This is a genomic window from Actinosynnema sp. NPDC059335, from assembly GCF_042752395.1.
Lineage (GTDB): Bacteria > Actinomycetota > Actinomycetes > Mycobacteriales > Pseudonocardiaceae > Actinosynnema.
In genome coordinates, this window is the sequence record NZ_JBHYXZ010000077.1 from 24,522 (window position 1) to 40,058 (window position 15,537).

Genomic DNA, 15,537 nt, shown 5'->3' on the forward strand with positions numbered 1-15,537 from the left:
CGCCCCCACCATGGTAGGCCGCGACCCCGAGGAGGCTAATCCGCGGCGGCGTCCCGGGACGCCTCCGCGGGATGGCACCGAAGGGCAGGCCGTACCCCGGGGGAGTCCGCCCCGAGCGGGCACCGCGTCGGAGCCCGGTCAGACCAGGTCGGGCCGCCGCCAGGGTTCGCCCAGCACGTGCTCGGCCAGGAACGCGAACACGGTCTCGTACCAGACCTTGGCGTTGCCGGGCGTGAGGATCCAGTGGTTCTCGCTCGGGAAGTACAGGAACTTCGCCGGCACACCGTGCCGCACGAGGTCGAAGTACAGGCGCTGCCCCTCGCCGATCGGGACCCGGTAGTCCTTGTCGCCGTGGATCACGAGCATGGGCGTCTTGATGTCGGCCACCCGCAGGTGCGGCGAGTTCGCCCGCACCGTCTCCTCCTGCCGCAGCGGGTCGCCCATCTCGCGGATCCAGTAGTACGAGTCGTCCGTGGTCCCGGTGAACGCGTCCAGGTGCCACAGCGACGCGTGCGTCACGATCGCGTTGAACCGGTCGGTCTGCGTGGCGATCCAGTTCGCCATGTACCCGCCGAACGACCCGCCCATGGCGGCCGTGCGCGAGTCGTCGATGTCGTCGCGCCGCACGGCCACGTCCGTGATCGCCATCAGGTCCGTGTACGGCTTGCCGCCCCACGAGGCCCACCCGGCGCGCACGAAGTCGTGCCCGTACCCGGTGGACAGCGCCGGGTCCGGCAGCAGCACCGCGTAACCCCGCGCGGCCATGAGCCACGGGTTCCAGCGCCAGCTCCACCCGCTCCAGCTCATCACCGGCCCGCCGTGCACCCACAGCAGCAGCGGCGCGGGCCGGTCGGCCGACGCGCCGGCGGGCAGCACCAGCCACGCCCGCACGGTCCGGCCGTCCTCGACCACCGTGTCGATCTCGGTGAGCGTGCCGGGCAGCGACTCCACCGCGCCGGGCGCGGGCAGCGGGGTGGCCTGCTGGTCCACCCCGTCGGCCGTCAGGCGCACCGGCTGCGGCGGGTGGTCCCACGCGCTGCGCAGCGCGTACACGGTCGTGCCGTCGGGGCTGACCCGCACGTCGGTGTACGCGCCGGTCGCGGTCAGCTTCACCACCGAGCCGGACGCCAGGTCGAGCTTCCAGATCGGCTGGTGGCCCCGGTGGCTGCTGGTGAAGTACACCGCGTCACCGGCCGGGCTCACGACCGGGTGCTCCGGTTCCTCCGCGAAGTCGGCCGCCAGCTCCTCGACCGCGCCCGACTCCAGGTCGATGCGCACCAGCGTGTTGCGCCACGGGCTCTCCGGCGTGGAGTCGAACGCCCGCACCGCGACCACCCCGGACGAGTCCGGCAGGAACACCGGCTGGAGGAACGAGTGCCCCTCCCGGTCGGCGAGCACGCGGTCCACCGCGCCGTCGGTCGACGTCAGCCGCAGCCGCACCCGCTTGCCGTACGACGCGCTCACCACGACGCCCTCGGTGTGCACGACCCACCGCCCGTCCGGGCTGATCGCGGGGGAGTCGTCCAGCCGCGACGCCGCGTGCGGCGTCAGGTCGACCAGGTCCTCGGCCTGGTCCACGCGCTCGCGGTGCACGTCGACCGGCGCGGTGGTCACCAGCAGCCGGGGGTAGCTCGGCCCGAGGTCGGCGTCCCAGTACCGGACCGGGTACGACTCGTGCAGGATCGCGGTCACCCCGGCGTCCTCGCGGGCCTTGCGGTGCTCCTCGTCCTGCTCGCCGAACTCCACCGTGGGGTGCGCGCCCGCCGCGAACAGCACCGTGCCGGCGTCCCGCGCCACCGCGAACTCCGACACCCCGCCCGCGGGCCGGTACAGCTCGCGCGCCTCGCCGACGGGCGGCAGCAGCCACAGCGCGGTCTTGTCCTTGGCCTTGCCGTCCGCCGGCTTGGCCTCCTGGTCGGGCCGCGAGGAGAGGAACAGCAGCGCGCCGTCGGGCGTGAACGCGGGCGCGGACTCGCCCTTCGCGCCGCGCGTCAACCGCCGCGCGGGGCGCTCGCCCGCCGGGTCGACCTCCCACAGCGCCGCCTGCCACGCCTTGCCGTCCGGCGAGAGCGTCGCCACCGCGGTGACCAGGCGCGTCCCGTCCGGGGACAGCGCGAGCGACGAGAGCCGCGGCATCTCGGTGAACGCCGTCAGGTCCCCGAACGCCGCTTCGGTGATCTTGCCTGCCATCACGCCCCCTGCCGCGACCGGGTGAAGTCCCACGCGTCGCGCACGATGCCGGCCAGGTCCACGCGCTCGGGCTTCCACCCCAGCTCCGTGCGGGCCTTCTCGCTGGAGGCGACGAGCACGGCCGGGTCGCCCGCCCGGCGGGGCGCGACGTCGGCGGGGATCGGGTGCCCGGTCACCTCGCGGCAGGCGTCGATGACCTGCTGGACCGAGAAGCCGAACCCGTTGCCGAGGTTGTAGATGCGGTGCTCGCCCGCGGTCGCGTGCTTCAGCGCCCGCAGGTGCGCGTCGGCGAGGTCCACCACGTGGATGTAGTCGCGCACGCACGTGCCGTCCTCGGTCGGCCAGTCGTCGCCGTAGACCTGCACCCGGTCCCGCACGCCGGACGCGACCTGGAGCACGATCGGGATGAGGTGCGTCTCCACACCGTGCCGCTCGCCGAACCGCCCGTACGCGCCGGCCACGTTGAAGTAGCGCAGCGACACCGCGGCCAGGCCGTGCGCGGCGGCGTAGGACGTGATCGCGTGGTCGATCGCGAGCTTCGTCGCGCCGTAGGTGTTGGTCGGGCGGGTCGGCGCGGTCTCGGCGATCGGCACCTCGTCCGGCTCGCCGTAGGTCGCGGCCGTGGAGGAGAACACCAGGCGCGGCGTGCCGTGCTCGCGCATCGCGTCCAGCAGCCGCAGCGACGTGACCACGTTGCCCTGCCAGTACTTCGCGGGGTCCTGCATGGACTCGCCCACCAGGGACTTGGCCGCGAAGTGCAGCACACCGTCGAAACCGTCGGCGAGCACCTCGCCGATCACGTCGTCGATGTTCGCGTCCACCAGCCGCGCGCCGTCGGGCACCGCGTCGGCGTGGCCGGTGGACAGGTCGTCCAGCACGACCACCTCGTGCCCGGACTCGACCAGCCTGGCCGCGCAGACGCTGCCCACGTACCCGGCGCCGCCCGTGACGAGCAACTTCACCCTGCATCCCCGCTTTCGACTAGAACGTCATTCGTCACGGCCCGCGCCCGCCGAGGGCACGGCCGTGAAGGTCCGCGGCGTGGTCCAGCCGCGCTCGGCGAACGCGGCGAGCACCCGCCGCACCACCTCGTCGTGCTCCGCCGCGGGCACCAGCGCGATCGCCGACCCGCCGAAGCCGCCGCCGGTCATCCGCGCGCCCAGCGCGCCCGCCGCCTTCGCCGCGTCCACGGCCACGTCCAGCTCCGGCGCGGACACGCGGTAGTCGTCCCGCAGCGACGCGTGCGACGCGTCCAGCAGCGGACCCAGCGCGGCCAGCTCGTCGGCCCGCAGCAGCTCCACCGCCCGCAGCACGCGGGCGTTCTCCGTCACCACGTGCCGCACCAGCGGCCGCAGCCGGTCGGGCAGCCGGTCCAGCGCCCCGTCGAGGCCGTCCGGCGCGACGTCGCGCAGCGCGGGCACGCCCAGCAGCCCGGCCGCCTCCTCGCACCCGGCCCGACGCGCGCCGTAGCCGCCGTCGGTGTGCGAGTGGCTCGCCCGGGTGTCGATGACCAGCACCTCCAGGTCGTGCGCGGAGGCGTCGAACGGCACCTGCTCGGCCTCGAACGACCGCACGTCGAGGAACAGCACATGGGCCTCGGTGCAGCACAGGGACGCGGTCTGGTCCAGCAGGCCGGTGGGCGCGCCGACGAAGTCGTTCTCCGCGCGCTGCACCCAGCGCGCGATCCGGGGCAGGTCGTCGGCGGGCCGCCCGGCCAGCCCGAGCAGCGCGAGCGCCACCGCGCACTCCAGCGCGTGCGACGACGACAGGCCCGCGCCCGCGGGCACGTCCCCGGCGATGACGAGGTTCGCCCCGCCGGTCACGCCCTGGTCGCGCAGCGCCCACGCCACGCCGGCCGGGTAGGCGGCCCAGCCGCCCACCACACCCGGTTCGAGGTCGGCGACCACGAGCGGGGACGCCTGCTGCGCCACGCCGTCGTCACCGACCGTGGTCACGTGCAGCCGCCCGTCGTCCCGCGGCGACGCGGCCACCGCGGTCCGGTGCGGCAGCGCGAACGGCAGCACGAAGCCGTCGTTGTAGTCGGTGTGCTCCCCGATCAGGTTCACCCGTCCGGGAGCGGACCACACGCCGGCCGGCGCGACGCCGTGCAGCCGGGCGAACGCCGCGGCCGCGCGCCGCGTAGGGCTCACCGGGCCTGCACCAGGACGGCGTGCGCCACGGCCGGGTCCAGCTCGGCGACCGTGCCGTTGCCGCGCACCTGGACGACCTTCGCGCCACCGAGCGAGTCGACCTCGACCGTGCCGCCCGGCACCACGCCCGCGGCCTTCAGCTCGGCCATCAGGTCGGGGTCGAGCTGCACGTGCTCGGCGATCCGCCGCACCTCCACCCGGCCGCCGCCGCGGCGGGCCACCTCGTCCACGCGCACCAGGTCCGCCTCGGCGGCGGGGGCGGGCTCGCCGTCGCCCAGCTTGTCCAGCCCGGGGATGGGGTTGCCGTAGGGCGAGGTGGTGGGGTTGCCGAGGAGCTTGACCAGCTTGCGCTCGACGGCCTCGCTCATCACGTGCTCCCAGCGGCACGCCTCGCTGTGCACGTGCTCCCACTCCAGGCCGATGATGTCGACCAGCAGGCGCTCGGCGAGCCGGTGCTTGCGCATGACCGCCACGGCCAGGTTGCGGCCCTGCTCGGTCAGCTCCAGGTGCCGGTCGTCGGCCACGACGACCAGGCCGTCGCGCTCCATCCGGCCGACCGTCTGGCTCACCGTCGGGCCGCTCTGGCCCAACCGCTCGGCGATGCGGGCGCGCAGGGGCACCACGCCTTCTTCTTCCAGCTCGTAGATCGTGCGGAGGTACATCTCGGTGGTGTCGATGAGGTCGTTCACACCCGCTCCCCTTCGTATGGCGTCAATGCTAGTCGGCCGGTCACGGGTGCAGGATGGTGCCGTGCATCCACTGATCAGCACCGAAGCCCTGGCCACCGCGTTGGACGGCGCCGAACCACCGGTCGTGCTCGACGTCCGCTGGCGGCTGGGCGGACCACCGGGACGTCAAGACTACGAGGTCGGGCACGTTCCCGGCGCCGTGTACGTCGACCTCGACACCGAGCTGTCCGCGCCGCCCGGCGCGGGCGGCCGGCACCCGCTGCCCGACCCGTCGGCGCTGCAGGCCGTGCTGCGGGCCGCCGGCGTCCGCGCGCATCACCCGGTCGTGGCGTACGACGCGGGTGACGGCTCGGTCGCGGCCCGTGCCTGGTGGCTGCTGCGCTGGGCCGGTCACCCGGAGGTGGCGGTCCTGGACGGCGGCTACGCGGCGTGGACCGCCGACGGCTACCCGGTCAACGCCGACACGCCGACGCCTGTTCCCGGCGACATCGTGGTGCGGCCCGGCGGCATGCCGGTGCTGGACGCCGACGAGGCCGCCGCGTTCCCCGCGGCCGGCGTGCTGCTGGACGCCCGCGCGCCCGAGCGCTACCGGGGCGAGACGGAGCCGGTCGACCCGCGGGCCGGGCACATCCCGGGCGCGCTGAACGCGCCGACGTCGGGCCACACCGCCGAGGGGCGCTGGCGGCCGGCCCCGGCGCTGGCCGAGCGCTTCGCCGCGATCGGCGTCACGCCCGATCGCCCGGTGGCGGCCTACTGCGGGTCTGGCGTCACCGCGTCGTCGGTGGTGCTGGCCCTGGAGGTGGCGGGCCTCACCACCCGGGACCGCCCCGCGCCGCTCTACGCGGGCTCCTGGTCGCAGTGGTCGTCGGACCCGTCCCGCCCGGCGGCGACGGGCGACGCCTGACCCTCGCCGCCGACCGCGTCCCGGCCGCCCGCGAGGGGCGACGCCTGACCCTTGCCGCCGACCCCGTCCCGGCCGCCGGCGAAGGGTGACGCGACACCGTTGCCGCCGGACCCGTGTCGTCCGGCGGCAAGGGGCGTGACCGGGGTCGCCGAACCCGTCCGGGCCGCCCCGCAGGGCCGGTCAGGCGTTGGGGATCTTCTCGAACGCCTTCGTCGCGAGCTTCAGCGCGACCGCGCACGGCTCGAACTCGTCGATCGGCGTCACGGTGGTCTGGAACGCGGGCGTGATCTCGTCGGGGTCGTCGGTCAGCATGACCAGCACCGTGCACTCGCCGTCCGACTTCACCTCGTACGCGGTGTTGCCGCCCACCTCGATGGCCCGCGCCTCGCCCTCGTACTCGGCGAAGTTCAGCATGAACAGCACCACCGAGTACGGCTCCTCGGTGCTCTGCACGCAGCCCTTCTCGCCGACCTTCGCCGCGCCGACGGCCGCGCCGACCTCCTCGGGGGTGAGGAGGTCGCAGTCCTCGTAGCCCTCGGTCTTCTTCTTGGTCGTGATCTTGATGTCGCCGTTCGGCTTCTTCGCGTCCGTGGTCTTGGGCGCGGTCGGCTTGTCGGCGGACTTCGAGGACTTCGGCGACGACGTCCTGGTCGACGACGGCTCGCCCGAGGTGGTGCCGGAGTCCGCGCCCGCCGCGGCGACGGGGCTGCCGACGACCTTGGTGGCGCACCCGGTGAGGCCGAGCGTGAGCGCCAAGGCCAGCACAGCGGTCAGGGCGGGGACTCGTCGCAGCTGCATGTCTTCTCTGACCCCGTTCCGACGTGCGGGGTTCCATCCTCGATGGCCGCAATCCTGGCCCGCCGCGTCTCGGCAGACTCTAAGTCCACCCCGGACCCCCGGGCGTGCGGGGCGACCAAGCTGTGATCACACCCCCACCCGCCCGGTGGGTTAGGTTGCCGACATGGGCAAGGCAGCCGCCGTGGTCTGGGACGAGTCCTTCCTCGGCTACGACCTGGGCGGGGACCACCCGCTCAACCCGGTCCGACTGGACCTGACCGTCCGGCTCGCCGCCGGGCTCGGCGTGCTGGACGGGGTGGACCTCGTCACGCCCGACCCGGCGTCGGAGGCGGAGATCGAACGCGTCCACGAGCCGTCCTACCTCAACGCGGTGCGGGCCGCGCCGATGGCCGGCTGGGACGTCGGGCACGGCCTGGGCACCGCCGACAACCCGGTGTTCGACCGCATGCACGAGGCGTCCGCGCTGGTCGTGGGCGGTTCGCTGGCCGCGGCCCGGCGGATCGCGTCGGGCGAGGCCGACCGGGCGGTCAACATCGCGGGCGGGCTGCACCACGCGATGCGCGACCACGCCGCCGGGTTCTGCGTCTACAACGACTGCGCGGTGGCGATCTCGTGGCTGCTCGACCACGGCTTCGACCGGATCGCCTACGTCGACACCGACGTGCACCACGGCGACGGCGTGCAGGCCGCCTTCTACGACGACCCGCGCGTGCTGACGATCTCGGTGCACCAGAGCCCGCTGAGCCTGTGGCCGGGCACCGGGCGGCCCGCCGAGGTGGGCGGTCCGGGCGCGGAGGGCACGAGCGTGAACCTGGCCCTGCCGCCCGGGACCGGCGACCGGGCCTGGCTGCGGGCGTTCGAGGCGACCGTGCCGTCGCTGCTGCGCGCGTTCCGGCCCCGGGTGCTGGTCACGCAGTGCGGCGTGGACACCCACCGCGAGGACCCGCTGGCCGACCTGGCGCTCACCGTGGACGGCCACCGCGCGATCTACCGCAGGCTGCGCGAGCTGGCCGGGGAGACCGCGGGCGGTCGCTGGCTCGCCCTCGGCGGCGGCGGGTACGAGCTGCTGCGGGTCGTGCCGCGCAGCTGGACGCACCTGCTGGCCACCGTGCTGGACCGGGACGTCGACCCGGACGCGCCGCTGCCCGCCGACTGGGTCGCCCACGCGTCGGGCCTGGCCCCGAACCGGCCGCTGCCGTCGTCCATGACCGACGCGGCCGACACCGCGTTCGAGCCCTGGGGCGGCCAGCTCGACACGCCCGTCGACCTGGCGGTCCGGGACACCCGGCGTGCGGTGTTCCCGCTGCACGGGCTGGACCCCGACGACCCGAGGGACTGAGCGAAGCCGTGGACCCGTTCGACTACCCGAGGCACTGGGAGGCCGACGTCGTGCTCAGCGACGGCGGCACGGTCCACCTGCGGCCGATCACCCCCGACGACGCGGACAAGCTGCTCGCGTTCCACGGCCGGCTGTCCGAGCGCACCCGCTACTTCCGCTACTTCGGCCCCTACCCGCGGATGCCCCGGCGGGACCTCGAGCGGTTCAGCACCGTCGACCACGCCGACCGGGTCGCGTTCGCCGCGCTGCTCGGCGACGACATCGTGGCCGTCGGCCGCTACGACCGGCTCGGCACGAGCGGCTCGGCGGAGGTCGCGTTCGTGGTCGAGGACGCCCACCAGGGCCGCGGCCTGGGCTCGATCCTGCTGGAGCACCTCGCCGCCGCCGCGAGGGAACGCGGGCTGAGCCGGTTCACCGCCGAGGTGCTCGCCGAGAACGGCCAGATGGTGCGGATCTTCCGGGACGCGGGCTACGGCGTGAGCCGCGCGTTCGAGGAGGGCGTGGTGCACCTGGAGTTCGACATCGACCCCACCGAGGAGTCGGTGGCGGTGGCCCGCGCCCGCGAGCAGGCCGCCGAGGCGCGCAGCGTGCACAACCTGCTGCACCCCAGGTCGGTGGCGGTGATCGGCGCGTCCACCGACCAGACCAAGATCGGCCACGCGGTGCTGACGAACCTGCTCGGCGCCGACTTCGCCGGGCCGGTGTACCCGGTCAACGCCGAGCACCGGTCGGTGCGCGGGGTGCGCGCGTACCCGTCCGTGCTGGACATCCCCGACGACGTGGACCTCGCCGTGGTCGCGGTGCCCGCCGCGGGCGTGGACGAGGTGATGGACGCCTGCCTCGCCAAGGGCGTGAAGGCGCTCGTCGTGGTCACGTCCGGGTTCGGCGAGACCGGGCCGGGCGGGTTGAGCGCGGAGCGCAGGCTCGCCGCCGAGGCCCGCGCGCACGGCATGCGGGTGGTCGGCCCGAACGCGCTGGGCGTGCTGAACACCGACGCGGGCGTCCGCCTCAACGCCACCCTCGCGCCGCGGCTCCCGGCCCGCGGCCGCACCGGCTTCTTCTGCCAGTCCGGCGCGCTGGGCACCGCGATCCTGGCCACCGCCGCCGAACGCGGCCTCGGCCTGTCCACGTTCGTGTCCGCGGGCAACCGGTCCGACGTCTCGGGCAACGACCTGCTCCAGTACTGGGAGACCGATCCGGCCACCGACGTGGTGCTGCTGTACCTGGAGTCGTTCGGCAACCCGCGCAAGTTCGCCCGGCTGGCCCGCCGGCTCGGCCGCACCAAGCCCATCGTGGCGGTGAAGTCGGGGCGGCACGCGGTCACGCCCGCGTTGGCGGCCACCTCGGTGCCGGTGGACGAGTCGAGCGTGCAGGCGTTGTTCGAGCAGGCCGGCGTGATCCGGGTGGAGTCGCTGGCGCAGCTGTTCGACACCGCGCTGCTGCTGGCGCACCAGCCGCTGCCCGCCGGGCCGCGGGTCGCCGTGGTGGGCAACTCGACCGCGATCGGGCTGCTGGCCGCGGACACCGCGCTGGCGCAGGGCCTGGAGCTGGCGGGCGAGCCGGTGGACGTGGGCTCGCAGGCCGGGCCGGAGGCGTTCGCGGCGGCGGTGCGGGAGGCGTTGGCGAACCCGGCCGCGGACGCGCTCGTGGTGGTGTTCGTGCCGCCGCTGGCGGTGCCCGGCGCGTCGTTCGCCCGCGCGTTGCGCGAGGTGGTGGAGGAGGCCGGGCAGGGCAAGCCGATCGCCTCGACGTTCCTGGCCGTGGAGGGCGTGCCCGCCGAACTGGCCGTGCCCGGTCCCGGCGGCGCGCCCGGACGCGGTTCCGTGCCGTCGTACCCGAGCCCGGAGCGGGCGGTGGCCGCGTTGGCGCGGGTGACGCGCTACGCGCGGTGGCGGTCCGCGCCGCAGGGCACGTTCGCGCGGCCCGAGGGCATCGACCCCGCCGCCGCGCACGCCCTCGTGGCGTCGCTGGAGCTGGACGGCGAACGGCGGTTGGACGACGACACCGCCGTGCGGCTGCTCGCGTGCTACGGCGTGGAGATCGTGCCGTTCCGGGTCGTCACGTCGGCGGACGACGCGGTCCGCGCGGCGGAGGACCTGGGCTACCCGGTGGCGTTGAAGTCCACCGACGAGCGGCTGCGGCACCGCACCGACCTCGTCGGCGTCCGGCTCGACCTGACCGGCGCGGAAGCCGTTCGCACGGCGTACGCGATGCTCGCCGGCATGTCGGACCGGCCCGACGTGTACGTGCAACGCATGGCACCCAAGGGGATCTCGTGCGTGCTCGGGCTCCAGGACGACCCGTCGTTCGGCTCGCTGGTGTCGTTCGGCCTGTCCGGGCTCGTCAGCGACCTGCTCGGGGACCGCGCCTACCGGGCGGTCCCGCTCACCGACGCGGACGCGGCGGCGCTGGTCCGCGCGCCCAAGGCCGCGCCGCTGCTGGCCGGGTACCGGGGCGACGAGCCGGCGGACCTGACCGCGTTGCAGGACCTCGTGCTGCGGCTCGCCGCCCTCGCCGAGGACCTGCCGGAGGTGCGGGAGCTGTCCCTGGAGCCCGTGCTGGCCAGCGCCGCCGGCGCGTACGTCGGCAACGCGCGCGTCACGCTCGGCCCGCCGCCGTCGCGGCATGACACCGGTCCCAGGCAGCTCAGGTCGGTGCACCAGCGCCGGGCTTGACCGATCAGGTGCCCGTTTCCTCCCCTCGGCCCTGGACCGGACCCCTTGCGCCGCCTAGGTTTCCCGCATCCGAGAGGGAACCTCCCGAAAAGGGGAAGAATGGCTCTGGCACTGTCGCGCGCCCTCGTTGTGGCGTGCTCCGCCGCGCTCGTCCTCACCTCGTGCTCCTCCGGCGACGACACGACCGTCGCCGGCAAGGCGGACAGCTCGACCGGGCTGACCATCGCCGTGGCGTACGACCAGCCGGGACTCGGCGTGCGCCGCCTGGACGGCACCTACCGGGGCTTCGACGTCGACGTGGCCCGGTACGTCGCCCGCGAGCTGGGCGCCGCCGCCGAGGACGTCCGGTTCATCGAGGCCACGCCCTCGGAACGCGAGAAGCTGCTCACCTCGGGGGCCGCCGACCTGGTGGTGTCCAGCTACTCGATCACCGACAAGCGCAAGGAGGTCATCGACTTCGTGGGTCCGTACTTCGTGGCCGGGCAGGACCTGCTGGTCCGGTTGACCGACGAGCGGATCACCGGACCGGAGTCGCTCGACTCCGGCAACCTCAAGCTCTGCTCGGTGGCCAACACCACCTCGGCGCAACACGTGAAAGACCGGTACGCGCAGTCCGTCCAACTGGTGGAGTACCCGAACTTCAGCGACTGCGTGACCGCGCTGCTGGCCGAGCAGGTGGACGCGATGACGACCGACGACGTCATCCTCGCGGGCTACGCCGCGCAGAACCCCGAGCTGCTGCGGGTGGTCAACAAGCCGTTCAGCAAGGAGGAGTACGGCATCGGGCTGCGCAAGGGCGATCCGACCAGCAAGGCGAAGGTCGCCGCCGCCGTTCGGAAGATGATCGACACCGGCGAATGGCGCAGGTCGCTGGAGGCCAACGTGGGTGCGTCCGGTTACGCCATACCGGATCCGCCGCAGCTCGCGGCGTGATCTGCGACCCACCCCGTCAGCGGTCCGACGGGCGGCGACCGGCCCGTAGGCTCGAACCGTGCATGCCTCGTATTACGCGCCCCACTACCGCGCGGACGGGCCGGTCCGCGCCGGCATCCCGGACCACGGCCGCATCCCGCGCTACTACGCGGTCAAGACGGAGCTGCTGTGGCTCGTCGACGCGCTGGGGGAGGGCACGGCGCTGCCGTCGGAGCGGGAACTGGCCGAGCGGTTCTCGGTGTCGCGGGTGACGCTGCGGCAGGCCGTCGGCGAGCTGGTGCTCGAGGGCAAGCTGCAACGCCGCCAGGGCAGCGGCACCTACGTCGCGCCGCCCAAGCTGGAGCAGCCGCTGTCGCTGCTGAGCTACACCGAGGGCATGCGCCGCCAGGGCGTCGAGCCGTCCCGCGGCGTGATCACCGTCGAGCACCTGCCCGCGGACGACGTGCTGGCGCGGGACCTGCGGGTCGGGCGCGGCGACCCGGTGATCCACCTGGAACGGGTGCTGCTGGCCGACGGCGAGCGGGTCGGGCTGGAATCGACCTACCTGTCGCAGGCGCGGTTCCCGACGCTGCTGGACGTCCTGGACCCGACCACGTCGCTGTACGCGTGCCTGACCGACCGGTTGGGCGTGGTGTTCGCCGAGGCCGAGGAACGGGTGGAGACCGTGCTGGCGACGCCGCGGGAGGCGTTGCTCATCGGCACGAACCCGGCGCTGCCGATGCTGCTGCTGCACCGCGTGTCCCATGACAACGTTGGCGAACCGATCGAGCGGGTCCGCTCGCTCTACCGGGGCGACCGGTTCAGCTTCCGGGCGCGGCAGCGGGCGGAGTGAACGGGCGCGCCGGCCCCGGCCGGGCCCGCGCCGCCGCCCTCGGTCGGGCCCGCCGGCAGCGGGGCGTCCGCCGCCGGTCACTGGCTGTCCACAGAGGACGTTCGCGGGCCGGGTCGGCGGTCGGGCGGCCGAACGTTAGCGAATCTTGTTCTGGAACCGCCCATTGGCAGTAATTTCTCCGTGCGTCGGCGGAGGTACCGTGGACGGGCTGGGACGTGAGTCCTCCTCACCCGCGAGGTCGCGGGGGAAGCGGGGGTGGCGGCGTGACGTTCAAAGAGGAGTTCCTGACGGAACTGGAGGACTGCCTGCGCGGGTACGGCGCGGTGCCGGTGGCCGACCCGGACGCGCTGGCCAGGTTCATCGACTACGTCCGCCGGCTGCCGGACGACGACACGCGGCTGCGCTGCCTGGAGGGCGTCGACCAGGGTTCCGGCTCGTTCTGGAACAACCCGGCGGTGTGGTGGGAGCAGGTGCCCCGGTTCGGCGTCGGGTCGTCGGACTGCTCGCAGCTGCTCGACCGGATGCTGGACGAGGCGATCAGCGACGAGATCGACGTGCTGGAGATGGAGATCCGGGAGCTGCCCGGCTGATCACCCGCCGGGCCCGGACGCCGTGGAACACCCGTTGTGCACCCGGGTCGCCGGATGCACAACGGGGAGCCTGCACGGCTCGGCGATCACGTCCCGGTGATCAGACCGACAGCAGCCGGTCGAAGAACGTGCGGTAGCGCTTGAGGGCCTGCCGCAGCTCCTCGGTCTGCGCCTCGTCACCGCGCTGCCACTGCTCCTCGAGCGAGTGCTTGTGCTCGGTGAACGTGGTGGCCAGGGACTGCATCACCTGGGCGACCAGCTCGTCGGCCCGCTGCACGGCCTCGCGCGGGTCGTCGACGAAGTCGGCCTGCAGGGCGCGCCACTCGGCCTGGTAGTCCGCCGCGTCGTCCGGGGTGAACAGCGGCGCGTCACCGGCCGTCGTGTCGACCGCGGCCGGCTCCACCGGCTCCTGGGGCGCCGCCGACCGGTCGTGCGCCGGGTCGTCCTGGGCCGTCTCGTCGTACGCGGTCCCGTCGTGCGCCGGCTCGTCGCCGGCGGTCCCGTCGTGCGCCAGGCCGTCCTGCGCCCACGCCTCGTCGCGCACGGTGTCGCCGTGAGCGGCGCCGTCACGCATGGTCCCGTCGCGCATCGCGTCGTCACGCAGGGTCTCGTCGTGAGCGGCCCCGTCGCGCATCGTCTCGTCGCGCACGGCCCCGTCGCGCGCCGGTTCCCCGTGCGCCAAGGGCTCGCCCGTCAGGGCGGCCTCGCCGTGCAGCGACTTGTCGTGCGCCGGCTCGTCGAACACGGTCGGCTCGCGGTCGAGGCCGTCCCGGTCGGTCGCGCCGGACCCGACCCGGCGGCCGTCCACCGGCCCCGACCCGGTCGACGCGCGCTCGGCGAAGTCCTCGGTGGTGAGGTGGTGACGTTGGTCGGTCATTACCGCGCCCCTTCCCGGTCGTCGGCGAGCAGGTCCTCGAACACGGTGCGGTAGTGCACCATCGCGGCGCGCAGGTCCTCGGTGGACGCCTCGCCGCGCTCGCGGCGCTCCGTGATCGAGTGCGCCTCGCGGTAGTGGTCGAGCGTGCGGGCGTGGCCGACGGACAGCAGCTTCTCGCGGCGCTCGAACCCCTCGGTGGGGTAACCGCGTTCGGCCATCAGGTCGGTCACCAGCTCGTCCGCCTGGCTCACCGCCTCGTTCGGCTCGTCGACGAAACGCTCCTGGACCAGCGTCCAGGACCGGCTGTACTTGTCGCGCGTCGCGTCGTCGAGCGTGCGGAGTTCCAGCTTCGCGTGCTCCCGCTCCCGTTCCGCCAGTTCGCGTTCCGCCGCCATCCGGCTGCCGTTGCGCTCCAGTGCCCGCTCGTACTCCGGGCCGAACTTCGAGCGCAACCTCTTGCGCTGCATCAGGAACTTCAGCAGCACCGCGATAGCGGCCAGTACGACCAGCACGACGACGATCACGCCGATGGTGGTACCGGTGGACATCTGCGCCTCCTCGGGCTCTGTTGCCCACCGGCTACCCGTACCACGATCGGGCTGAAACCTGTTCGCCTCTTGACAAAGTGGCGCGGTGACGCTCGGCTACCGCGCGACCGCCTTGCGGTACTGCCGGATCGCCAGCGGCACGAACACGAGCAGGAACACCACGACCCAGATCAGGGTCATCAGCACCGGGTGCCGCAGCGGCCACACGTCCGTCACCGGGGCCATCGGGTTGGTGTTGCCGAACAGCTCCCGCGCGGCGGCCGTCACCGCCGACACCGGGTTCCACTCGGCGAACGTCTTCAGCGGCCCCGGCAGGTTGCTCTCCTGTACGAACGTGTTCGCGATGAACGTCAACGGGAAGATCGCGATGAACGAGGCGTTGTTGAACACCTCGGGGCTGCGCACCATCAACCCGACGATCGCCATCCCCCACGACACGGCGTAGGCGAACAGCAGCAGCAACGCGAACCCGGCCAGCGCCTCCAGCGGCGAGGAGTGGATCCGCCAGCCCACGATCAGGCCGGTCACCGACATCACCAGGATGACGATCACGTTGTTGGCCAGGTCGCTCGTGGTGCGCCCGATCAGCACCGCGGACCGCGCCATGGGCAGCGACCGGAACCGGTCGATCACGCCCTTCTGGATGTCCTCGGCCAGTCCGCTGCCGGTGATGGTCGCGCCGAACACGACGGTCTGCGCGAAGATCCCCGCCATCAGGAACTCGCGGTAGTCCATGCCCGGGATGGCGATCGAGCCGCCGAACACGTACGCGAACAACAGCACGAACATGATCGGCGACAGGGTCGAGAACACGATCAGGTCCGGGACCCGCTTGATCTTGATGAGGTTGCGCTTGGCGACGACCGCGCCGTCGCCCAACGCCTGCGTGAACGCGCTCATGCTCCCTGTTCCCCCTGCTTCGCCTGCCCGTCCCCGCCGCCGTTCCCGGCCGCGTGGCCGGTCAGCGCGAGGAACACGTCGTCCAGCGTCGGCCTGCGCAGGCCGATGTCTG

14 protein-coding genes are annotated in these 15,537 nt (G+C 73.6%); 6 read left to right on the plus strand and 8 right to left on the minus strand.

What is annotated here, in order from left to right:
* Positions 1-138: 138 nt before the first annotated feature.
* From ACFXGA_RS23390 to ACFXGA_RS23405, 4 genes are read right to left on the minus strand one after another with little or no spacing between them, the layout of a single operon-like run.
* Positions 139-2,190 (minus strand): prolyl oligopeptidase family serine peptidase, encoded by a 2,052-nt coding sequence (locus ACFXGA_RS23390; protein ID WP_378091011.1) that lies wholly within the window; start codon positions 2,188-2,190, stop codon positions 139-141.
* Positions 2,190-3,152: a UDP-glucose 4-epimerase GalE gene (galE, locus tag ACFXGA_RS23395; protein WP_378091013.1), complete on the minus strand. Its 963-nt coding sequence runs from the start codon at positions 3,150-3,152 to the stop codon at positions 2,190-2,192. The genes ACFXGA_RS23390 and galE overlap by 1 nt, the downstream gene beginning before the upstream one ends.
* Before the next feature lie 27 nt (positions 3,153-3,179).
* Positions 3,180-4,340, minus strand: a complete 1,161-nt coding sequence (gene galK / locus ACFXGA_RS23400) for a galactokinase (RefSeq protein WP_378091015.1) — start codon at positions 4,338-4,340, stop codon at positions 3,180-3,182.
* Positions 4,337-5,029, minus strand: a complete 693-nt coding sequence (locus ACFXGA_RS23405; RefSeq protein WP_378091017.1) for a metal-dependent transcriptional regulator — start codon at positions 5,027-5,029, stop codon at positions 4,337-4,339. The genes galK and ACFXGA_RS23405 overlap by 4 nt, the downstream gene beginning before the upstream one ends.
* A 61-nt stretch (positions 5,030-5,090) precedes the next feature.
* On the opposite strand from ACFXGA_RS23405, the gene ACFXGA_RS23410 reads away from it, so the two are divergent.
* A complete protein-coding gene (locus ACFXGA_RS23410; RefSeq protein ID WP_378091019.1) occupies positions 5,091-5,933 on the plus strand; it encodes a sulfurtransferase in 843 nt (280 codons plus the stop codon).
* Between the two features lie 180 nt (positions 5,934-6,113).
* On the opposite strand, the gene ACFXGA_RS23415 is transcribed toward ACFXGA_RS23410, so the two are convergent.
* Positions 6,114-6,731, minus strand: a complete 618-nt coding sequence (locus ACFXGA_RS23415) for a hypothetical protein (protein ID WP_378091021.1) — start codon at positions 6,729-6,731, stop codon at positions 6,114-6,116.
* Positions 6,732-6,894: 163 nt separating this feature from the next.
* Here ACFXGA_RS23415 and ACFXGA_RS23420 point away from each other — a divergent pair, with 163 nt between their 5' ends.
* The 5 genes from ACFXGA_RS23420 (at position 6,895) to ACFXGA_RS23440 (ending at position 13,100) form a co-directional block, all read left to right on the plus strand.
* Positions 6,895-8,070: an acetoin utilization protein AcuC gene (locus ACFXGA_RS23420; RefSeq protein WP_378091023.1), complete on the plus strand. Its 1,176-nt coding sequence runs from the start codon at positions 6,895-6,897 to the stop codon at positions 8,068-8,070.
* Between the two features lie 8 nt (positions 8,071-8,078).
* The gene (locus tag ACFXGA_RS23425) at positions 8,079-10,745 is read left to right on the plus strand and encodes a GNAT family N-acetyltransferase (RefSeq protein ID WP_378091025.1); all 2,667 of its coding nucleotides are present in this window, start codon (positions 8,079-8,081) and stop codon (positions 10,743-10,745) included.
* A 99-nt stretch (positions 10,746-10,844) separates the two neighbouring features.
* Positions 10,845-11,678: a glutamate ABC transporter substrate-binding protein gene (locus ACFXGA_RS23430; protein ID WP_378091027.1), complete on the plus strand. Its 834-nt coding sequence runs from the start codon at positions 10,845-10,847 to the stop codon at positions 11,676-11,678.
* 58 nt (positions 11,679-11,736) lie between these two features.
* Positions 11,737-12,510: a GntR family transcriptional regulator gene (locus ACFXGA_RS23435; protein ID WP_378091029.1), complete on the plus strand. Its 774-nt coding sequence runs from the start codon at positions 11,737-11,739 to the stop codon at positions 12,508-12,510.
* A 263-nt stretch (positions 12,511-12,773) separates the two neighbouring features.
* Positions 12,774-13,100, plus strand: a complete 327-nt coding sequence (locus ACFXGA_RS23440) for a hypothetical protein (RefSeq protein ID WP_378091031.1) — start codon at positions 12,774-12,776, stop codon at positions 13,098-13,100.
* Positions 13,101-13,200: 100 nt separating this feature from the next.
* Here ACFXGA_RS23440 and ACFXGA_RS23445 read toward each other — a convergent pair whose 3' ends face one another.
* The 3 genes from ACFXGA_RS23445 to ACFXGA_RS23455 all read right to left on the minus strand — a co-directional run bounded on the left by ACFXGA_RS23445 (position 13,201) and on the right by ACFXGA_RS23455 (position 15,425).
* Positions 13,201-13,977, minus strand: a complete 777-nt coding sequence (locus ACFXGA_RS23445) for a hypothetical protein (protein WP_378091033.1) — start codon at positions 13,975-13,977, stop codon at positions 13,201-13,203.
* Positions 13,977-14,525, minus strand: coding sequence for a hypothetical protein (locus ACFXGA_RS23450; protein ID WP_378091035.1), 549 nt, complete (start codon positions 14,523-14,525; stop codon positions 13,977-13,979). Before ACFXGA_RS23450 ends, ACFXGA_RS23445 begins: the two co-directional genes overlap by 1 nt.
* Positions 14,526-14,621: 96 nt before the next feature.
* On the minus strand, positions 14,622-15,425 hold the full coding sequence (locus ACFXGA_RS23455; RefSeq protein ID WP_378091037.1) for an ABC transporter permease: 804 nt from the start codon (positions 15,423-15,425) through the stop codon (positions 14,622-14,624).
* Positions 15,426-15,537 lie beyond the last annotated feature (112 nt).